Here is a 19,237-nt window from a genome sequence, read left to right as displayed (position 1 = left end):
ATTCTTAATGGGGCAGCATTAGAAACCCGGCTAAAATATTGGGATTACAGGCATTTTTAAAAATACCATATTTTGGCAAGGGTTTATGATCATTCTATTATAGGAAAACAGGTGGTTTTGTACTTTTAGTGAAAATTTTCAAACAATTTTTTATGAATTACAGAAGATTAGGCAAAACAAATCTCAATATCTCTGAAATTTCACTCGGAACCTGGCAAGTGGGCGGCAAATGGGGTTCAGGTTTTGACGATAATACAGCAGAACACATCATCAACACCGCAATAGATCAAGGCATCAATTTTATTGATACTGCAGATGTTTATGAGAATGGAATGAGCGAAGCAGCAGTAGGTCGTGTGGTTCGCAGCAGAGCTGAAGAAGTCTATGTTGCCACCAAATGTGGTAGACAAATCAGCCCTCACGTTGATGCAGGTTACACCGTAAAAGCATTGCGTACTTATGTTGAAGACAGTTTGAAAAACACCGGTTTAGAGCGTTTAGATTTAATTCAATTGCATTGCCCGCCCACCGATACATTTTACCGTCCGGAAATCTTTAGACTTTTTGAAGATCTTAAGCAAGAAGGTAAAATTGCCCATCTTGGTGTGAGTGTAGAAAAAGTAGAAGAAGGCTTAAAAGCGATGCAATATGATAATGTCACTACGGTACAGATCATTTTTAATGTATTTAGACAACGTCCTGCCGAATTATTCTTTCGCGAAGCGGAAAAAAATGATATCGGAATTATTGTAAGGGTTCCTTTGGCCAGCGGACTACTCACAGGTAAGTTTGATCAGAACTCCTCATTTGACAAAGAAGATCATCGCAACTTTAACCGAAACGGAGAAGCCTTTGATAAAGGAGAAACCTTCAGCGGAATTGATTTTGAATCCGGACTTCAAGCCGTAGATCAATTGAAAGACCTATTCCCTCAGGTAGAAAATCTTGCTCCCGTAGCGCTTCAATGGATTTTACAGCATCCGGAAGTAAGCACGATTATTCCCGGAGCTTCTAAGGTTGAGCATTTGATGTCAAACCTTTCTCTTTATGAGCGACCCGATTTAACTTCAAAAGAAATTGAAGAAATGAATGCGGTTTATACTGAAAAAATAAAGCCGCTTGTTCATCAAAAATGGTAAACCCTGAAAGCAATGGCAACAGTAAAAAAAGGAAATCACTACAAACTGAGTTTAGAACAGCTAAGCGTTTTAAAAGAAGAAAAGCGTGATGATAATACACTTGAATTAGAATTCTCAAACCACGACGAACTCTTTGAGATCATCGAAAAAGTAAAGTCAAAACAACTTTTTAATTCAGAAGAAGAATCAACAGAATTTGCACTCGGACTTAAATTATTTACCGAAGTCATGCTTCGCAATAAAAAGCATCCTTTATTTGAAGACTTAAGACCTCACATTGTAGATTTTATGAAAAAGCTGAAAAGCTCTTAATAACAAGCTTGTGCCAAGCAAATAAAACATAACAACAATTAAAAAGCGACCCAATCAGGTCGCTTTTTTAATTACAATATTTTGCCGTATTTGGTTAGATCTGGAGTAAAACCTAAAGATTGATAAAGCTTTCTGGCCTTTTTGTTATCATCAAAAACATTAAGTGTTAATAAGCTGTAACCACAGTCTTTAGTCCATTCTTCTGCTTTTTGCATCAACATTTTACCTATGCCTCTTCCCCTTGCTTCCGGCGCTACGATGATATCAGCGATATGGCCGTGAGGCTCCCGATGATAATAGTCGGTCCCTATTTCTAAAAAGATAAACCCAAGCTGTGTTTTGTCTTTATCATCTTCTGCAATAAAAATCGCATTATCCTTATTACCATCTTCTATTTCGGCCTTTAAAATACGTTGATCAATATCGAGCATCACCTCAGGATCGCGCCAGTGGGGCAATTCAGGATCTGTAAGGCTAGGCAAAAGATTCAGAATAAAATCAGTATCGCTTTTGGTTACGCGTCTAATAGTTACTTTGGGCATGTATAAGGCTGTTTTGAAGGTTTTTTGGGTAAGTTACAATTATCCTCTTTTTGAACCAATCGTATTTAATAGGTATTAAAATAAACCGTCTTTTTATTTACAAACTCTTTGATACCATCTTCTGATAATTCGCGGCCGTATCCAGAAATTTTAGTTCCACCAAAAGGCAATCTGGGATCGCTTTTAACGAGCTCGTTGATAAACACAGCTCCGTCATCAAACAACGGAACAAGTTTTCGCGCACGCTCTTTATCTTCGGTAAACACAGAAACTCCAAGTCCAAAATCAGTGTAATTTGCCAGATGAATAGCTTCGTCTTCATTTTTAAACGTGGTAATTCCAATCACAGGACCAAAGGTTTCCTCTTTAAACAAAGCCATTTTGGTCGTAACATTAGTGACCACCGTAGGTTCGAAGTAAGCTTTCTTGCGGGTTCCTCCGGTTAAAATTTTGGCGCCTTGCCTTACACTCGATTTTAATTGTTCTTCTAGCTCTTCAGCAAGATCTTCTCGCGCCATTACACCAATAAACGTATTCTCATCCATGGGATCACCGCTTTGCAATTCTTTGACCTTAGCCACAAATTTTTGTGTAAATTCTTCGGCAATATCTTTATGAAGCAGCAAACGCTTTCCGGCGATGCAGCTCTGTCCTGTATTTTGAAAACGTGCCTGAACCGCTGTTTTTATGGTTTCATCCATATTACAATCTTCAAAAACCACAAGTGCATTGCTTCCGCCTAATTCCAATACAGATTTTTTGATCTCGCTTCCGGCTGTAGCTGCAACAGCACTTCCGGCAGGCTTGCTTCCGGTAAGCGTAACAGCTTTAACGCGAGGATTTTTTATGATTCCCTCAATTTTATCACTGCGCAAAGGCAAATTGGTAAAACAGCTTTTAGGAAAACCAGCACGCTCAAAAACCCGCTGAATATTCATAGCACTTTCCATTACATTGCTTGCATGTTTTAAAAGGGCGACATTACCCGCCATTAAAGCCGGAGCTGCAAAGCGAAATACTTGCCAAAAAGGATAATTCCACGGCATTACTGCCAGAACGACTCCGAGTGGCTCGTAACTCACATAACTTTCGGTAGCATCTGTTGTGATCGTCTTAGGAGCTAATTGCGTTTGTGCATTTTGCGCGTAGTATTCACAAACCCACGCACATTTCTCCACTTCAGCTACAGCTTGTTTGATAGGCTTTCCCATCTCTAACGTGATGGTGGTTGCATAATCCTCTTTGTTTGTTTTGAGTTCGTCTGCTGCAGCCCGCATTAACGAAGCGCGCTCTGCAAAAGTGGTTTTTCTCCAAGACAAAAAACGCTCGTAGGCAACTTCTATAGCTTCAACCGCCTCTGCCTTGGTAAGTTGTTTATTTTGAAAAACATGTTCTTTTGTGTAGGGATTTATAGATTTAATCATGGGGACTTTTCATTAGTGACCTAAAGTTAAGAAGCAGAACACAAAGCATAGCGCGATTAAGAGCACTTTAACTGTGTAGCTGTTTATAAGTCGTTTACAACTCTTTACTTCTCAGGTTTGAAGTGCATTTTATAATTGTAATTTTAGAAAACTTCACGCTATGAATTCTAGAGATGCCCAATTACTCCAATTAAGACCAGAAATTTTATCAGCTCGAGTTGACGACACGATGAGTGCTGATGAGCAGTTTCAAAACGGAACCTTGCGTCCGGTTGTAAAACTTCAAAACGATCTTCTGGTAGAAGCCTTTCGCAATTACATCAAAAAGCATAAAAATGTATTCTACACTTTAAATATAGACCGAAGAATGGAATACATCGCAAATGCGATTCAGAAAGACATCAAATTTAGGAACAGCCTCAAGGGAATGGTTATTGGCCAATTTACGGTTGAAGAATATCAGACCTATATACAGAATTCTTCAGCATTAAATAAACGCATGATGAATCTGGTGAAGCAGCGTATTCAAAGTAATATTCAGTTATTAGAGGAAGTGGCCGCTTAGGTTTTTTTGTAAAGGTACTTTATAGATAAGATAGGAAACAGCAACTATAGCAAATGCTCAACTGTAGGCTTTCCTAGAAATAGACCGGCAAACACAGATACATTCGTTTTAAGAGTTCTGAATTTGGCCTAAACCCAAATGATCCAAAAAAGAAAAACCGCTTAGAGCGGTTTAAATAAGTGATTTTATCTAAGAATTCGAGGCTTGTGCAACGGTTACCAGTGTTGTGCACTGGTTTTTTTATCTGATTTTTGATTTTATAAATTCAGTTACTTTATCGAAATTTTCAGTTCCTAATTCGGTTTCTCCTATTACATACGATGAATTATTTCCAATGTTAAGGTCGATAAACAAATTCTTGTCAATTACTCGAGTACTTTTGAAAGCGTTCCATTTTATTTTCGCCTCATATTTATAGTCTTTATATCTAAAATGGTCATCATTAAATTCCCAAATTGAATTTTCGTTAGCATCTATTTGTCCGTTTTTTTCCGTTTCTACTAATTCAAAAAACGCATTCTTACTTTTCTTGTAATATGAATAATAATCATAGAAGTTAATCAAGTAGTGAATTCAGATTGCGATGAATAAGAAACCAAGATTGTTTTTTCCATAAATTATTAATCCACCCAACAAAATCATAGGAATTGCCCAAATCAGCCTTTTTTTGTTTTTTTTCAGATTATCATTCCAAGCAGTATTGAAATTCAGAGTCATTTGCTCGTCGTAGATTTGTTCTTTAAATGGAAGCTCAAATTTCATTTATAAGTTCGGTTTTTAACTTGTGCACAACGGCAGTCTGTCTCAAAACTACCTGTTTATGTTTTAAAAGTAGTTGAAGTAGCTGCGATATCCAACAAAAACTGCATTTGAGGTATTTTGAGTTTTGAGGTGATGTACTTGAGGTTTGCCCCTTTTTAAGCCCTCTAAAAGCTTTACAATGCGCAAGGAGCTGAGTTATTATCGCTGACTTGAGGAATACCTTAAGTTCACCCAAAAACGAGCGAAAAGCGCAGCAGGAATGCTCAGCTTGTATTTTAGACTCAAAACAGGCCTAAAAGAGGCATTTAAATCAATGCTAATGCTCTTTAATTTCCAGTTTTTACCCACGGTCTAATACTAGAAAACCGCCTAAAAGCGGTTTAAATAAGTGATATTATCTAAAAATTCGAGGCTTGTGCAACGGTTACCGTTGTTGTAGCCAGTTATTTTTCTAAATTTTCCCATTCATCATAGACTTTTAAAATCGCTTTATACTTTGATGTATGAGCAGGAAAATATTTTTCTTTGTATTCTCCCTTTTCAACCACATTCCTGATTTCTGATGAATATTCAATTCGAAACCGAACTTTATCCAATTTATCATCTAAATAAAGCATACAAGCTCTTTCATATTGATTTAATAAGTCCTCGACAGATGACCAAAACAGTTTAGTCATTATTTTCAAGTCAGCATCGGGATTCTGTAATTTGAAGTTTTCTAAATCTCTTATGGCAGAGTTTACATTAGTTCTGGCGTTACTAATCGAGTTCCGTAGCCCCATTTCCACATTTCCCTCGGATAGTTTTATTGCTCTGTCCGCTTTTTCGTTCGATTTTTTTGTTTGCTTATTATTCTCAATTCTGTTCAAATAGGTAATTATTAGAGCAGAAACCGAAACTACCAAAGCTATTATTTCAAGAGCGTATTCCATTCGGCTTATTTTTTGTTCAAGTCATTTATTATATCGTTAATAACATCGATAATATCCGAATTATCACTTTTTCGTGATTCCTCACGAAGTTTATTTACAATTTCAAATTGTTCGGTAAGAGGTTTTCTTCTTAATTCCTCCTTAATTCGCCTTGCTTCAGAATATTTGTATTCAGCTTGTTTAAGTCTGGCGATGATGTTTCTAATTTCCATATTGTTTGTTTTAATTGGCTACAACGGCAGTGGGTCTACAAAACTGCCTGTTTATGTTTTAAAAGTAGTTGAAGTAGCTGCGATATCCAACAAAAACTGCATTTGAGGTGTTTTGAGTTTTAGGTGATCTACTTGAAGCTTGAGCCTTTTAAGCCCTCTAATAGTTTTAAAATGCACAAGAATCGTGTTTTATCGCTGACTTGTGGAATACCTTAAGTTCACCCAAAAACGAGCGAAAAGCGCAGCAGGAATGCTCAGCTTGTATTTTAGACTCAAAACAGGCCTAAAAGAGGCATTTAAATCAATGCTAATGCTCTTTAATTTCCAGTTTTTACCCACGGTCTAATACTAGAAAACCGCTTAAAAGCGGCTTAGATAAATAGGTTTCTATAGAAATAACGGACTTGTGCAACGGTTACCGGTGTTGTAGAGTGTTTTTATTTATTCATTGTATAGTTTCCATTTCTGAATTCCAACAATGCTTTTCCTTCTTCCCATCCTTGATTTAAAGCATAAGAAATTGATTCACTGACAAATTTTGGAGTCACAATTTTTGGCTCAAAATCTGGTGGTCGATTTTCCTTGTCATTTACATAAAGCCAAATGTCATACCAACCAAAGTCGACAGTAAGGTGGCCGTTTTTAATCTCTTCTGAAGTCACGATAATCTTCCCACTGAATTTCCAGTAGAATTTATGATTTTCAACAATAATTTTTCTTAGACCTTTTTTCGAAATTGCCATTTAATCTTCTCCTTGAATTGTTACAGGTAAATATTCAAGTCTTACGTTCAAAGCCATATATAGGTCAATTGCTTCATCATCACAGTCGACTATTAAAAGCGTATAGGATTCTTTTTCAGAAGCCATTTCAACTTCTTCAATACTATTTATTCTCACAGACATTGATAAACTTGAGTTGAAAGGAATATTTACAAACCAATTTTCTTCAATTTCACCTTCTTTAAGTTTTCCGATTAAATAGAATTGATTTCGGTTTCGTATTGCAAAACTGTCAATCGCTTTAAACAGTCCTTGTCTATCTGTTGGCTTCATTTCATATTACAGCTAACGGCAGTGGGTCTACAAAACTACCTGTTTATGTTTTAAAAGTAGTTGAAGTAGCTGCGATATCCAACAAAAACTGCATTTGAGGCATTTAAATCAATGCTAATGCTCTTTAATTTCTAGTTTTTACCCACGGTCTAATACTAAAAAACCGCCTAAAAGCGGTTTAAATAAGTGATATTATCTAAGAATTCGAGGCTTGTGCAACGGTTATCGGTGTTGTAGCACGTTATTTTATTCGATTTTTTATGTCGTTTAATAATTTATTCTGCTCGAGATTTTTTTCAAATTCCGCCTCTTGGTCAAATACATTGTCATTTCCAAAAAAGAGCTGACTCTCGTGATAATAAAATAATGCCCAATTCAGACTTCCGTCAAATATTGTCAAGTCAGTATCCCAAAACATTCCTTCCCAATATTTGATTACCATTTTCCAAGTCAGCATTATTGCTTGTCCAGAATTGTCGGATTCCACAAAAACATATTTATCAAATGGAATTCCGAGATTGTAGAGCCATTTTTTTATTTCCGAATCACAATCCATTGTAATTTGAAATTTCTTTTCGGTTTTGAAATATCCTTTCGTAAATGGACTCCAATCAGTTCCAGTTGAGTAAGCTAACATTTTAGAAGAATTCAGATATTCTTTTACAATTTCAGTTCCTTTTTTATTTAGAAAATGAATTTGGTCTTTATGTTCTTCAGAAATTTTTTCGGCTTCCTCTGGTGACCAAAGAAAAGACCAACTTTTTGGAAAGTCGGTTTTATATTCCGCTAAATTTTCTTCTAAAACGTTCATTTTTTTAATGTGCTACAACGAGTTTGTATATGAAAAGTAGCGTAAAATTTAGCGATTAACTTTCCGCAATAAAATAAACCAAAACTTTTGCATTTTGATATTATCTTTACTTTTCAAAAGCTAAATCAAAAGATTTGGTGACTTACCAAATATACCAAAATTTACGATTTAGAAAAGACGCAGCTATTTTTTATATACGTTGTTGGCATAAGTACTTTATTTATATTTTAAATGATGTTTTTGATTATAATTTTCAATTTCTCTTACTATTTCTAAGTATTCGTACATTGAATCCCATTTTCCAATTTTTTTATCTGGAATATTTCCTTGAGTTATTATAATTAGCATATTAGCGTGTCTTTTATAGAAATCGGAATGTCGAAGTCTATTTAGTAACGCAATGAAATCGCTATCGAGAAAAGGCATAAATTCAAAAATCTTTTCGATTTTTTTATCAACTTGTGTTACTGTTCCATTATATATAAATTGTGCTACGTTTGCATAAATCGGCTTAAAAGGTGTACCAAAATATCTGTTTTTTGGTGTATGCCTTATATCACACTTCTCACATAATGCAAAGTAATCTTCTTTTGAAATTGTTCTTTTATTGAATTTATTTCGGTCCGTTCCTGTACTTTCTATAATTTCATTATAGATTGTATATCCGTGATCCAATAACGCATCTGTCAAATGATAAACAGAATTATAAACATTTTTTTTTATCTTTATTTTCTTTAGCCACTACGACTAATAAGTAAAAAATATAACTAGAAATATATGCTAAGCTTAGATTGGAAAATATTTCTCCTAATTCACTGCCATAACTAAAAAATTCTATAGTATCATTAAATATAAATTCGCTTAATACTATAGTTAATATAGAAATGATTAATAATAATAGTAATATTAATTTTTGTTTCATTTTCGTATTTATGCCAACGGTCTCGTATAACCGTCAGTTACGGGATTAAAGTTAATGATTTTCGGTTAAGCACTGACGTTAGCAATTCCGAGTGGATTCGGACGTAGTCGAATCCGCCGTAATTGCGGTTATACATTGTTAGCAACTGGCTTTTTTTGGAATTTTTTAAATCGTTCGTTTTCTAAATTGCTCCAATCTTCTTTAGTTATACTGTAATAAATATCATTTTTACTTTTTCCTTCAGAATCGATATAATTGTTCCTAAATAGCCCTTCTTTTATTGCTCCAAGTTTTTCAATTGCTTTTTGTGAACGAATATTTTCTTGGTCAGCACTAAATTGTATTCTTCTAAATCCGATGGTTTCAAATCCGAACTTCAACATCTCATATTTACACGCTGTATTTAGTCCAGTTCCTTGAAAATCTTTTCCGTACCAAGTCCAACCAATTTCACACTTTTCACTTGCCATATTCAAATATCCATATCTGCTACTTCCAGCTATTCGTCCAGTTGCTTTATCAATAATTAGAAAAGGATAACAAATTCCGTTTTTTTGTGCTTCTAATGTGTTTGCTATATAGTTGTCAAAGTCCTTTTCCGTTCTAATAAACATTCCCATATATTTCCAAACGTCATCATCAAAAATTATTTCTTTAAGTTCTTGATTTCTTGGGTTGTCAAACGGAATCAGTTTTACTATTTGATTCTCTAATTCTATTTCAGTATTTAAAATTTCTACGTTCATTTTTTTGCTTGTTGCTAACTCGTTATATCAACACAAATATAGTTGATTATCAGAGTCCCCGTCGGGATATCAACACTTTTTGTTGCTCTTTTACGTTTTTTGTTATCGGCAAAATATTCCATTAAATAATGCGCTAAAACAGGTTCAAGCATTGGGTTTTGTATAGAGCTTCTTCGTGCTTTAACCCTTGTTTATCCATAGTTTATCCGTTGTTTTACCATTAAACCCCAGTGTTTATGGGCAAACTATGGTTAATTAACGGATGATCTATGCTTAAACTCCCTATAAAACTGCCACAGCTTGCTATTTGAATGCCATAGCAATACGGGATTTTTGAAGCGAAAAATTCACAAAATCCTCTATGTTGAAGTTTGGTAACGCCTATGAATATGCATGAGGTAGGCATAGAAACCTTTGATACGCTCAGACCAACGAAATTTTAATCAGCTTAGGATACGCTTATGCGCGATCCTCCCGCGTAAACTACCGCAAGGCGAGTCCGTGACGCGTGGGTTGCAAACGAATTTTCAATTTTGAGGCAAGCCTAAGCGTCGTAAAGCCTTTGGCAATGCCACTAAAAGCCTAATGAATCTTGTCAAGCAGCACATTCAGCGTACTATTCAGCTGCTGGAAGAAGAGATGGTCTAATTATAAAGAATGTATTAGGACACCGCCAGCAATGGCAAAAATAAAAGCACCAAAGGTTATATTTTTCCATTTAGCAGGTATAACATCACTCTTATAGACCCCATAAAGTCCAAGGGGAGGAATCAATATCAATAAGTAGCCAACAATATACCGGTTATACCATTCTTTCTTTGATCCCATATCTCACTGTTTTTGCTTTCTTAACTATCTACAATTTAGAGATTTTATTACTAGTTCGATTCGAATGAGCGGCTAGAATTCAAGTAATAACTGCAATTTCTTCTTTAAATGAGCCAATAAAAAAATCCCTTTTGTAACATTACTACCAAAGGGAGTTTTTGATTTATAGGTTTTGCAGCCTGCTTACTGTAACTGCAGCATGAAAACTGATTTATACATTAAATAGGAAGTGCATAATGTCACCATCTTTTACAATATAATTTTTACCTTCAACACCCATTTTACCGGCTTCCTTTACTTTGGTTTCGCTTCCGTAAGCTACATAATCTTCATAAGCGATCACTTCTGCTCTAATAAATCCTTTTTCGAAATCGGTATGAATCACTCCGGCCGCTTGTGGCGCCGTAGAACCAATCTTAGTCGTCCACGCACGAACTTCCTTTTTACCTGCGGTAAAATAGGTTTGTTGATTCAACAGCTTGTATGCTGTGCGGATCAATTTTGAAGACCCCGGCTCCTCAAGACCTATATCTTGTAAAAACATCTGGCGCTCTTCGTAGTCGTCCAACTCGTTGATGTCTGCTTCGGTACCTACTGCAAGCACAAGCACTTCTGCATTTTCCTCCTTTACTGCCTCACGTACTTTTTCTACGTAAGCATTTCCGTCTACAGCTGCACCCTCATCTACATTACACACATACATCACCGGTTTATCGGTAATGAACTGAAGCGGCTTAACAAATTCTGCATAGTCTTCTTCAGAAAATTCAACAGCACGCACCGATTTTCCTTGCTCTAAAGCTTCTTTAATCTGAATTAAAACCGACTCTTCTTTCTGAGCGTCTTTGTTCCCGGTGCGAGAAGCCTTCTTTACTTTTTCAAGTTTCTTTTCAACGGTTTCAAGATCTTTAAGCTGAAGCTCTATATCTATAGTTTCTTTATCGCGAATAGGATCTACGCTACCATCAACGTGAACAATATTATCATTGTCAAAACAACGTAAAACGTGAAGAATAGCATCGGTTTCTCTAATGTTTCCTAAGAATTGATTTCCTAATCCTTCTCCTTTACTTGCTCCTTTTACAAGGCCTGCAATATCAACAATATCAACAGTAGCAGGAATCACACGCTCTGGTTTTACCAGCTCTTCTAACTTTGACAAACGAGGGTCTGGAACATTAACTACCCCAACATTAGGCTCGATAGTACAAAACGGAAAGTTTGCACTCTGCGCTTTTGCGTTAGACAAACAATTAAAAAGAGTTGATTTTCCTACGTTAGGCAATCCTACAATACCTGCTTTCATGGTTTCAAAATTTTGAGGCGCAAATATAGGAAGCTTATCTAAAACTTTACAGCTTTACTTGATAATCAAGAGTAATTGTTTCGCCCCAATTAAACTACTAGAATTTTTCACAACACAAAACCAACTTAAAAAATTGAAGTTCAAAACACTAAGCAATCCAATCTATAACTTCAAAGCATAAAAAAGTCCGGTTTAACGACCGGACTTTTCATTAATTATATAGAAGCTTTTGCTTAATTATGATGCATAAAAGCTTGTTTACCTAAAAGTTCTTCTTCCGTTTCTACGTTATCTTCATCAGGCACGCAGCAATCTACGGGACAAACCGCAGCACATTGTGGCTCTTCGTGAAAGCCCATACATTCTGTACATTTATCAGGAGCGATGTAATACACCTCATCACTTATAGGCTCTTGAGTTTCTTCTGCATCAACCTCTTTCCCGTTAGGAAGCACTACTTTTCCTTCAAGGTCTGTCCCATCTGCATAACGCCAGTCATCTGCACCTTCATAAATCGCGGTGTTAGGACATTCTGGCTCACAAGCCCCACAGTTAATGCATTCATCAGTTATTATAATTGCCATAGTATAATCGTTTTCTAATCCTTAATTTTGCCCTTGTGGACAACACATTTTTAAACCCTACTAAATTAGTAGAAATTAATGAGAAAACAGGGCGAAAAATACACTGATTTTCTCTAAAATATTGAAACGCAAAATTAAGGTCTCGGCCTAACTCTACCAAACCATTTATGGATTTAAACCAAAGAATTACTGCATTCTCAAACCTCGGTCAATTTTTAAAGGATTATTTGTCTGACGCTCCAAAAAGCGATTTGGCGTTACAAGATTTTGAAACATTAACCGAAGAATTCGCGGCAGTTATTGAAACTTCACACCGTCAAAACGCCTGGTTCACTCCAGAATATACCAAAATGGCATTACAGAGTTGGTCTCAAATACTCACAAAAGAAACTCTTACCCATTGGTTTGCAGCTTATGCTGCTTCAAATACAACTTCAAAAAGAGTAGCAGTGATAATGGCAGGCAATCTGCCTTTGGTAGGCTTTCATGACTTTTTAAGCGTTTTACTTTCCGGGCATCACCTTATCGCAAAATTATCTAGTGATGATAAATTACTAATGCCTTTTCTAGCCAAAGTATTGATCAAACTAGAACCTTCTTTTGAATCAAAAATTGAATTCACTCAGGAAAAATTGCCCCAATTTGATGCCGTTATCGCAACCGGAAGCAACAACACCGCACGCTATTTTGAATACTACTTTAAAGACAAACCAAGTATCATTCGCAAAAACCGTAATGCCGCAGCCATACTTACAGGAAATGAAACTGCGGAACAACTTGAAGCCTTAGGGAGCGATATCTTCAACTATTTTGGAATGGGATGCCGTAGTGTTTCTAAGATCTATGTACCACAAGGCTACGACTTTGATGCCTTTTTCAATGCGATGTATGCGCATCAAGACGTGATCAATCACCACAAATACGCCAACAATTACGATTATAACAAAGCGGTTTATCTTATGAGTCTTTTCCCTGTTCTTGACAACAACTTTATGGTTTTAAAAGAAGATAAGAACTTCTCCTCTCCTATTTCTGTAGTCTTTTATGAGTACTATAAAAGCATAGATTCACTTAAGGAAACGCTAAGCTCACAAGCAGATCAAATTCAGTGTGTTGTGGCTCAAAATTTTGATCCCAATGAGGTTGCATTTGGGCAAGCTCAAAAACCAAAACTTTATGATTATGCAGATGGTGTTGATACCGTTGCATTTTTATTAAAATTATAAGAGAAATTCGTCAATTATTTATTGATTTATCAAACTACTTTGAAAGTGTTTTAAGCATCTTTGCATGTCTTTTTAAGCACGCAATCGCTTGCACATATATAAGACGGAATCTTATGTATTCTGTTTGAAAAGCCGTAATTTTCCAACGGAATACTTCAGGGCAAGTTCACGAAGTATTCTTAAGGAATAAATTTTCAATATTAAAGCAAGCCTAGGGTATTAAAGCCTTTTGGCGGCGCCAATAAAACCAAACAAAAAGAGACCAAATATTCAATCCAATGAAAAAACATAATTTCAGTGCAGGGCCATGTATTCTTCCTCAGGAAGTATTCAAACAAGCCTCTGAAGCCGTTTTAAATTTCAACAATCTTGATCTTTCTATTTTAGAAATTTCGCATAGAAGCAAAGACTTTGTAGATGTTATGGAAGAGGCTCGCGAGCTTGTTCTTGAATTAATGGGTCTTGAAGGCAAAGGTTATAAAGCATTATTCTTACAAGGTGGTGCAAGTATGCAGTTTGTAATGACCGCATACAATCTACTAGAAAATAAAGCAGGATATATCAATACAGGTACTTGGAGTGACAAAGCGATCAAAGAGGCAAAGATCTTTGGTGAAGTGGTTGACGTTGCAAGTTCAAAAGACAAAAACTACAACTATATCCCAAAAGGTTTTGAAGTACCTTCAGACCTTGATTATTTACATCTTACAACAAACAATACCATCTTTGGTACTCAAATCAAAGAGTTCCCTACTACAGATGTGCCATTAGTTGCAGATATGAGTAGTGATATTTTTTCTCGAGAAATCGACTTCTCAAAATTTGATCTAATTTATGCAGGAGCTCAAAAAAATATGGGGCCTGCAGGTACGACACTTGTTGTGATCAAAGAAGATATTTTAGGCAAAGTAACACGCCAGATCCCAAGTATGTTGAGTTATGCTACGCACATTTCAAAAGGAAGTATGTTCAACACGCCTCCTGTATTTGCAGTATACACCTCAATGCTTACCCTTAGATGGTTGAAAGAAAATGGCGGTATTGCAAAAGCTGCAGAAGAAAATGAGAAAAAAGCAACCTTGCTTTACTCTGAGATCGACCTCAACCCACTGTTTAAAGGATATGCAGCAAAAGAAGATCGTTCTATTATGAATGCTACCTTTAATCTTGCAGAAGACAATCTTAAAGAAACCTTTGATACGATGCTTAAAGAAGCTGGTATCAATGGCCTTAACGGGCACCGAAGCGTTGGTGGGTATCGTGCATCTATGTATAATGCTTTGCCACTTAACAGTGTAGGCGTTCTTGTTGACGTGATGAGCGAACTTGAGCGTAAAGCCTAACAAACCAATCAATAAATCAAAAATTAAAACATGAAAGTTTTAGCAAATGATGGTATTTCTCAAACTGGAGTAGACGCTCTTGAAGCTGCCGGTTTTGAAGTTATTACTACCAAAGTTGCTCAAGAGCAGCTCGTAAATTATATTAATGAAAACAACGTAGACGCGCTTCTAGTACGTAGCGCTACAAAAGTTCGCCAAGATCTTATCGATGCGTGTCCAGACCTTAAACTTATAGGACGTGGCGGTGTAGGTATGGATAATATTGACGTACAATATGCCAAGGATAAAGGCCTGAGCGTGATCAATACACCGGCTGCATCTTCTGCATCTGTTGCAGAGCTTGTGTTTGCACATCTTTACGGTGGCGTTCGTTTCTTGTACGATGCTAACCGCAATATGCCTTTAGAAGGTGAAGAAAAATTCGGCGCACTTAAAAAAGCATACGCAAAAGGTGTTGAGCTTCGCGGAAAAACTTTAGGAGTTATTGGTTTTGGCCGTATCGGTCAGGCTACTGCAAAAGTGGCCTTGGGTGCCGGAATGAAAGTGATCTATTCTGATCCTTACATGGAAAAAGCCGAAGTAAAAGTTGACTTTTTTGACGGTCAGGAAGTTTCTTTCAAATTCGAAAGCAAACCGAAAGAAGAAGTTCTTGCAGAAGCCGACTTTATCACATTACACGTTCCTGCTCAAAAAGAATATGTTATTGGTAAAGCCGAAATTGAAAAAATGAAAGACGGTGCTGCTCTTGTTAATGCAGCGCGTGGCGGAGTAGTTGATGAGCTTGCACTTATTGAAGCACTAGATGCCGGTAAACTTGCTTTTGCTGCTCTTGATGTTTTTGAAAGCGAACCAAAGCCGGAAATCAAAATTTTAATGCATCCTAAAATTTCATTATCTCCGCACATTGGTGCAGCGACTAATGAAGCTCAGGATCGTATAGGTGTTGAACTTGCAGATCAAATCGCTTCGATCTTAAAAGGTTAATTTTCAACTCCCCAAAAACAAAAAGCCGAATTTTATTCGGCTTTTTTTATGTGCAATAAGCAGAGAATAATACAACTGTGCTTAACTTTATATCATAACAAAAACCAAAAAATCATGGCAGGCTTATTAGATTTATTAAATAGTGACCTAGGAAAACAATTAATTAGTGGCGCTAGCGCACAAACAGGAGCTTCAGAAAGCAAAACCGCAGATGTATTGAGTATGGCAATGCCACTACTTTTAGGTGCAATGAAAAAAAATGCTTCCTCTCAAGATGGTGCTTCCGGACTTATGAATGCCTTAAGTGGAAAGCACGACGGAAGTATTCTTGACAATATAGGTAGTATTTTAGGCGGCGGTAGCGTAGATCAAAATGTAATACAAGATGGCGCAGGTATTTTAAGTCATGTACTTGGCGGAAAACAACCCGTTGTTGAAAATACACTGAGCGCTAAGACAGGTTTAGATGCAGGAACCATTGCACAAATTCTAAAGATCGCTGCGCCTATTTTACTTGGAATTATTGGGAAACAAACCAAAGAAAACAACATTCAAGATCAAGATGGTCTTACCGGAATTCTGGGAAGCATGCTTGGAGGCCAACCAAAAGAAAACCAAAGTTTGATAGAATCTCTGATCGATTCAGACGGTGACGGAAGCGTTCTTGACGATGTTGCTGATATGGTTTTAGGATCAAACAAAAAACAAGGTGGAGGACTCGGCGGAATGCTGGGTGGTCTTTTCGGAAAATAAGCACATTATCCCGTAGCAAACTAACAAGCCGCTTGCATCAAGCGGCTTGTTGATTTTAAACCCTAAAAATTTGATCAATTTATATGGCTTGAGTTTTGTAGCTTTAAAAGAAAAGATCTTATGAAAAATTTATTCTACGTCGTTTTGGCACTTGTTCTAGTTTACGGTTGCGCTTCAACACAAAATAATAAACCCTTTACAGATGCTAATCCTGAGGCAACTGCTAATGATACCGTGCGCATTGCTAATGACAGTCTTGAATATGAGATCATCATCATAGAACCCGGCTACAATGCTTTTTTAAATTCTATCGCTCGGCCAGAAGGATATTACTCTCAAAATTATCTTGAGAACAAGAATCGATTCATTGTACCAGAATATAATCAACGTGTATTGCAGCCTTTCCGATTTGATCCTAACCTGTATCCACAACAAATCGACTACAACAGTTCTGTAGATTATGGTTATGAAGTAAACTACAAACTTTACTATTACTTTGTGTATTTCACCCGAAAGTACAAGCAACGTTTTAGTGTTCCTACACGCATCTAGAATTAGTTTATTTATCTTAATTCTAAATAGTATATTTGGCGCGTGAAAAAATTCAAAGCAAACTGGGAAATCACCCAAAACTGGCAACTTATATTTCCTGCTCTGGGAATTTTACTTTCTTTAGGCTGTGGCTTCCTCATCGCCCGTAGGCTTGATTTCTTTTTAGATCCCGGGATCACTCAAAAAATCTACTTGACGGTTCTCAGCTTAGTACTAACCTATGCAATAATCCAATTGAGTTTATTCTGCTTCAAAAAGCTTAAAAACAGATGGCTTTTAGAAAACCGCTGGGAATTCATCGCGGTGTTTATCGTCTTTGCGATTACCGGTTCTACTGCCGGCAGGATTTCAAGCCCCGTAATGCAAGCAATAGGCTTAGGAAGCGAGACTATTTCTGGATGGATCTATTGGCCATTACGCATTCTGATCATATTCCCGATCTATCAAGTCTTGCTGCTTATCATCGCCTGGATCTTTGGCCAGTATGCATTCTTTTATCAGTTTGAGAAGAAAATGCTGTCAAGGTTCGGTTTAGGTTTTCTGTTTAAAAAATAGCTTATTGCTCCTTTTCCGGCTTGGCAAATAGATCAAGATAAGCCTGACCTAGAAATTCGGTGATCATACTCGCCGTTAAACCTTCATAAGCAGTATGGTTAATCGAAATATCTGCAGCCTTCCCGTGTAAATAAACTCCAAAAATAGCAGCCGTGAGCGGATCATAATTTTGCGCTATCAATCCGGTGATTATCCCCATTAAAACATCTCCACTCCCACCCGTTGCAAGTCCGGGATTACCGGTATTATTCACATAATATTTGCCGTCAAAAACCGTAATGGTATGCGCATCTTTGAGCACTAAAACACACGTGTACTTTTTACTGAATGCTTCGGTTTTTTTTAATTTATCAAAATCATCTTCCCAGGCACCAATCAGTCGTTCTAACTCTTTAGGATGCGGCGTTAACACTGAATATTTCGGTAAGAAATCTAAAAACTGTTCATTCTGAGAAAGTATATTGAGTGCATCGGCATCAATTACTAGCGGGGTTTTATTAGCCTTTAGAAATTGTTCAAAAGCTTTCTGGGTTACTTTTTGAGTTCCTAATCCAGGACCAATCCCAATAACTGTAGGTTCGAGATCAAACTGAATTTCCTCAATAAATTTTCCGTTATATCGATCAGTCAATACCATGGTCTCAGGAATACTCGATTGTAAAATAGGCACACCTTGCTGAGTGGTATAGGCTGTAACCAATCCGGCACCGGAGCTCAAAGCGCCTTTACAACTTAAAATTGCGGCTCCCATTTTACCATAACTTCCCGCAATCATCAAGGCGTGACCATAAGTCCCTTTGTGACTGAATTTAGTTCTTGGCTTATACATTTGTTGTGCTTCAGCCTTATCGATAAGCTGTGCCTGTGTCTCAACCGAATTCAAAAAATCACGATCTAGTCCGATATCTAGGACTGTCCAATTATTGATATACTTTCCACTTTCCGGAAGAAAGAACGCCAGTTTCGGGGTTTGAAAAGTAAGTACGATCGTAGGCGTCACCACCGCCGAATCTTTAATAGTCAGATCTATACCCATCCCAGAGGGCACATCAATAGAAACAGTATATGCACCACTTTTATTAATGGCTACAAAAAGAGTTTGTACCCAGTCTGGCGCAGGCCTGTTGATCCCGATCCCAAAAATGCAATCGACAATCAAATCCTCCCGGCTTAATTCTGGGAGATCTTCTTCAGATTTTAAAACCTGAGGCCATTTGCGCGTCACTTTTTTAAGTTCGTCTAAGGCCAGAAGAAAATCTTTGCTTCGGTTATCGCTATAATTCACCACATACACATCAACAGGATATTGATGCTCAACAAAATATCTTGCGATCACCAGACCATCTCCACCGTTATTCCCTATTCCACAGAAGATTTTAACCGGTACAGGCTGCCCTTGTAACCGCTGGTGCATATATTGAAATGCATAACCTCCTGCACGTTCCATTAAATTGTAAGAAGGAATATTTTCTGCGTTCTCGGTCGCTTTATCGGCTTGATAAACTTGGTCTTTACTTAATATTTTCATTGGGAATTAATTCAGGTTTAGAATATCCGTAAGGAAAAGCCTTTGATTTCTATTTAATTAGTGATTTCTCTGTTAAAAAAGTATTCCTTGAAAAATCCTCAAAAATCAAAGTTTCAGCTTGTGCTTATGCGTAAAAATAATACTTTTGACTGCAAC

Annotated in this window: 24 protein-coding genes; 9 read left to right on the top strand and 15 right to left on the bottom strand. The window is 36.8% G+C overall.

Annotated elements, in window-relative coordinates; all coding sequences use genetic code 11:
• Positions 1-152: 152 nt before the first annotated feature.
• Positions 153-1,139 (top strand): aldo/keto reductase, encoded by a 987-nt coding sequence (locus WA338_RS07690; RefSeq protein ID WP_273016380.1) that lies wholly within the window; start codon positions 153-155, stop codon positions 1,137-1,139.
• A 12-nt stretch (positions 1,140-1,151) separates the two neighbouring features.
• Positions 1,152-1,451: a DUF3861 domain-containing protein gene (locus WA338_RS07685; protein WP_273016382.1), complete on the top strand. Its 300-nt coding sequence runs from the start codon at positions 1,152-1,154 to the stop codon at positions 1,449-1,451.
• 71 nt (positions 1,452-1,522) lie between these two features.
• On the opposite strand, the gene WA338_RS07680 is transcribed toward WA338_RS07685, so the two are convergent.
• Both WA338_RS07680 and WA338_RS07675 read right to left on the bottom strand, forming a co-directional pair.
• Positions 1,523-1,993 (bottom strand): GNAT family N-acetyltransferase, encoded by a 471-nt coding sequence (locus WA338_RS07680; protein WP_273016383.1) that lies wholly within the window; start codon positions 1,991-1,993, stop codon positions 1,523-1,525.
• 65 nt (positions 1,994-2,058) lie between these two features.
• Positions 2,059-3,417, bottom strand: a complete 1,359-nt coding sequence (locus WA338_RS07675; protein ID WP_009780586.1) for an NAD-dependent succinate-semialdehyde dehydrogenase — start codon at positions 3,415-3,417, stop codon at positions 2,059-2,061.
• Positions 3,418-3,577: 160 nt separating this feature from the next.
• On the opposite strand from WA338_RS07675, the gene WA338_RS07670 reads away from it, so the two are divergent.
• Positions 3,578-3,982, top strand: coding sequence for a glyoxalase (locus WA338_RS07670; RefSeq protein ID WP_272985761.1), 405 nt, complete (start codon positions 3,578-3,580; stop codon positions 3,980-3,982).
• A 573-nt stretch (positions 3,983-4,555) separates the two neighbouring features.
• Here the strand turns inward: WA338_RS07670 and WA338_RS07665 are convergent.
• From WA338_RS07665 to WA338_RS07610, 12 genes are all read right to left on the bottom strand, one after another.
• The gene (locus WA338_RS07665; protein WP_273005287.1) at positions 4,556-4,744 is read right to left on the bottom strand and encodes a hypothetical protein; all 189 of its coding nucleotides are present in this window, start codon (positions 4,742-4,744) and stop codon (positions 4,556-4,558) included.
• 443 nt (positions 4,745-5,187) lie between these two features.
• Positions 5,188-5,676, bottom strand: coding sequence for a hypothetical protein (locus WA338_RS07660; RefSeq protein ID WP_272985765.1), 489 nt, complete (start codon positions 5,674-5,676; stop codon positions 5,188-5,190).
• Positions 5,677-5,681: 5 nt separating this feature from the next.
• The gene (locus WA338_RS07655) at positions 5,682-5,888 is read right to left on the bottom strand and encodes a hypothetical protein (RefSeq protein ID WP_272985767.1); all 207 of its coding nucleotides are present in this window, start codon (positions 5,886-5,888) and stop codon (positions 5,682-5,684) included.
• Positions 5,889-6,325: 437 nt separating this feature from the next.
• On the bottom strand, positions 6,326-6,631 hold the full coding sequence (locus WA338_RS07650) for a hypothetical protein (protein WP_272985768.1): 306 nt from the start codon (positions 6,629-6,631) through the stop codon (positions 6,326-6,328).
• Positions 6,632-6,943: a hypothetical protein gene (locus WA338_RS07645; RefSeq protein WP_272985769.1), complete on the bottom strand. Its 312-nt coding sequence runs from the start codon at positions 6,941-6,943 to the stop codon at positions 6,632-6,634.
• Between the two features lie 241 nt (positions 6,944-7,184).
• The gene (locus WA338_RS07640; RefSeq protein ID WP_272985771.1) at positions 7,185-7,754 is read right to left on the bottom strand and encodes a hypothetical protein; all 570 of its coding nucleotides are present in this window, start codon (positions 7,752-7,754) and stop codon (positions 7,185-7,187) included.
• A gap of 216 nt (positions 7,755-7,970) precedes the next feature.
• Positions 7,971-8,444: a hypothetical protein gene (locus WA338_RS07635; protein ID WP_272985773.1), complete on the bottom strand. Its 474-nt coding sequence runs from the start codon at positions 8,442-8,444 to the stop codon at positions 7,971-7,973.
• A gap of 13 nt (positions 8,445-8,457) precedes the next feature.
• Positions 8,458-8,676 (bottom strand): hypothetical protein, encoded by a 219-nt coding sequence (locus WA338_RS07630; protein WP_272985775.1) that lies wholly within the window; start codon positions 8,674-8,676, stop codon positions 8,458-8,460.
• A gap of 128 nt (positions 8,677-8,804) precedes the next feature.
• The gene (locus WA338_RS07625) at positions 8,805-9,422 is read right to left on the bottom strand and encodes a GNAT family N-acetyltransferase (protein ID WP_272985776.1); all 618 of its coding nucleotides are present in this window, start codon (positions 9,420-9,422) and stop codon (positions 8,805-8,807) included.
• 648 nt (positions 9,423-10,070) lie between these two features.
• Positions 10,071-10,250, bottom strand: a complete 180-nt coding sequence (locus WA338_RS07620) for a hypothetical protein (protein WP_272985778.1) — start codon at positions 10,248-10,250, stop codon at positions 10,071-10,073.
• A 211-nt stretch (positions 10,251-10,461) separates the two neighbouring features.
• The gene (gene ychF / locus WA338_RS07615) at positions 10,462-11,556 is read right to left on the bottom strand and encodes a redox-regulated ATPase YchF (protein ID WP_009780588.1); all 1,095 of its coding nucleotides are present in this window, start codon (positions 11,554-11,556) and stop codon (positions 10,462-10,464) included.
• 233 nt (positions 11,557-11,789) lie between these two features.
• Positions 11,790-12,140 carry a 4Fe-4S dicluster domain-containing protein gene (locus tag WA338_RS07610; RefSeq protein ID WP_009780589.1) on the bottom strand — a complete coding sequence of 117 codons (351 nt, stop codon included), beginning with the start codon at positions 12,138-12,140 and terminating at the stop codon, positions 11,790-11,792.
• A 167-nt stretch (positions 12,141-12,307) separates the two neighbouring features.
• Here WA338_RS07610 and WA338_RS07605 point away from each other — a divergent pair, with 167 nt between their 5' ends.
• The 6 genes from WA338_RS07605 (at position 12,308) to WA338_RS07580 (ending at position 17,553) form a co-directional block, all read left to right on the top strand.
• Positions 12,308-13,366 carry an acyl-CoA reductase gene (locus WA338_RS07605; RefSeq protein ID WP_272985782.1) on the top strand — a complete coding sequence of 353 codons (1,059 nt, stop codon included), beginning with the start codon at positions 12,308-12,310 and terminating at the stop codon, positions 13,364-13,366.
• Positions 13,367-13,644: 278 nt separating this feature from the next.
• On the top strand, positions 13,645-14,709 hold the full coding sequence (gene serC, locus WA338_RS07600; protein ID WP_009780591.1) for a 3-phosphoserine/phosphohydroxythreonine transaminase: 1,065 nt from the start codon (positions 13,645-13,647) through the stop codon (positions 14,707-14,709).
• A 30-nt stretch (positions 14,710-14,739) separates the two neighbouring features.
• A complete protein-coding gene (locus WA338_RS07595) occupies positions 14,740-15,693 on the top strand; it encodes a D-2-hydroxyacid dehydrogenase (RefSeq protein ID WP_009780592.1) in 954 nt (317 codons plus the stop codon).
• Positions 15,694-15,807: 114 nt separating this feature from the next.
• Entirely contained in the window at positions 15,808-16,446 is a 639-nt protein-coding gene (locus tag WA338_RS07590) for a DUF937 domain-containing protein (RefSeq protein ID WP_272985785.1), read from the top strand.
• Positions 16,447-16,566: 120 nt separating this feature from the next.
• Complete coding sequence (locus WA338_RS07585) at positions 16,567-16,998, top strand: DUF6146 family protein (protein WP_272985787.1); 432 nt, start codon at positions 16,567-16,569, stop codon at positions 16,996-16,998.
• A 42-nt stretch (positions 16,999-17,040) separates the two neighbouring features.
• Entirely contained in the window at positions 17,041-17,553 is a 513-nt protein-coding gene (locus tag WA338_RS07580; RefSeq protein WP_272985789.1) for a DUF6787 family protein, read from the top strand.
• 1 nt (position 17,554) lies between these two features.
• Here WA338_RS07580 and WA338_RS07575 read toward each other — a convergent pair whose 3' ends face one another.
• Complete coding sequence (locus tag WA338_RS07575; RefSeq protein ID WP_272985791.1) at positions 17,555-19,081, bottom strand: NAD(P)H-hydrate dehydratase; 1,527 nt, start codon at positions 19,079-19,081, stop codon at positions 17,555-17,557.
• Positions 19,082-19,237: the final 156 nt, after the last annotated feature.

Source organism: Leeuwenhoekiella sp. CH_XMU1409-2 (assembly GCF_037029365.1).
Taxonomy (GTDB): Bacteria; Bacteroidota; Bacteroidia; order Flavobacteriales; family Flavobacteriaceae; genus Leeuwenhoekiella; species Leeuwenhoekiella blandensis.
This window is presented reverse-complemented; position numbering and strand designations above follow the sequence as displayed.

Coding starts and splice junctions, on each gene's coding strand:
- WA338_RS07595 (WP_009780592.1), top strand. CDS start 14,740: ATGAAAGTTTTAGCAAATGATGGTATTTCTCAAACTGGAGTAGACGCT.
- WA338_RS07605 (WP_272985782.1), top strand. CDS start 12,308: ATGGATTTAAACCAAAGAATTACTGCATTCTCAAACCTCGGTCAATTT.
- WA338_RS07670 (WP_272985761.1), top strand. CDS start 3,578: ATGAATTCTAGAGATGCCCAATTACTCCAATTAAGACCAGAAATTTTA.
- WA338_RS07630 (WP_272985775.1), bottom strand. CDS start 8,676: ATGAAACAAAAATTAATATTACTATTATTATTAATCATTTCTATATTA.
- WA338_RS07655 (WP_272985767.1), bottom strand. CDS start 5,888: ATGGAAATTAGAAACATCATCGCCAGACTTAAACAAGCTGAATACAAA.
- WA338_RS07645 (WP_272985769.1), bottom strand. CDS start 6,943: ATGAAGCCAACAGATAGACAAGGACTGTTTAAAGCGATTGACAGTTTT.
- ychF (WP_009780588.1), bottom strand. CDS start 11,556: ATGAAAGCAGGTATTGTAGGATTGCCTAACGTAGGAAAATCAACTCTT.
- WA338_RS07625 (WP_272985776.1), bottom strand. CDS start 9,422: ATGAACGTAGAAATTTTAAATACTGAAATAGAATTAGAGAATCAAATA.
- WA338_RS07685 (WP_273016382.1), top strand. CDS start 1,152: ATGGCAACAGTAAAAAAAGGAAATCACTACAAACTGAGTTTAGAACAG.
- WA338_RS07620 (WP_272985778.1), bottom strand. CDS start 10,250: ATGGGATCAAAGAAAGAATGGTATAACCGGTATATTGTTGGCTACTTA.
- serC (WP_009780591.1), top strand. CDS start 13,645: ATGAAAAAACATAATTTCAGTGCAGGGCCATGTATTCTTCCTCAGGAA.
- WA338_RS07675 (WP_009780586.1), bottom strand. CDS start 3,417: ATGATTAAATCTATAAATCCCTACACAAAAGAACATGTTTTTCAAAAT.
- WA338_RS07660 (WP_272985765.1), bottom strand. CDS start 5,676: ATGGAATACGCTCTTGAAATAATAGCTTTGGTAGTTTCGGTTTCTGCT.
- WA338_RS07575 (WP_272985791.1), bottom strand. CDS start 19,081: ATGAAAATATTAAGTAAAGACCAAGTTTATCAAGCCGATAAAGCGACC.
- WA338_RS07640 (WP_272985771.1), bottom strand. CDS start 7,754: ATGAACGTTTTAGAAGAAAATTTAGCGGAATATAAAACCGACTTTCCA.
- WA338_RS07610 (WP_009780589.1), bottom strand. CDS start 12,140: ATGGCAATTATAATAACTGATGAATGCATTAACTGTGGGGCTTGTGAG.
- WA338_RS07680 (WP_273016383.1), bottom strand. CDS start 1,993: ATGCCCAAAGTAACTATTAGACGCGTAACCAAAAGCGATACTGATTTT.
- WA338_RS07590 (WP_272985785.1), top strand. CDS start 15,808: ATGGCAGGCTTATTAGATTTATTAAATAGTGACCTAGGAAAACAATTA.
- WA338_RS07690 (WP_273016380.1), top strand. CDS start 153: ATGAATTACAGAAGATTAGGCAAAACAAATCTCAATATCTCTGAAATT.
- WA338_RS07585 (WP_272985787.1), top strand. CDS start 16,567: ATGAAAAATTTATTCTACGTCGTTTTGGCACTTGTTCTAGTTTACGGT.
- WA338_RS07665 (WP_273005287.1), bottom strand. CDS start 4,744: ATGAAATTTGAGCTTCCATTTAAAGAACAAATCTACGACGAGCAAATG.
- WA338_RS07650 (WP_272985768.1), bottom strand. CDS start 6,631: ATGGCAATTTCGAAAAAAGGTCTAAGAAAAATTATTGTTGAAAATCAT.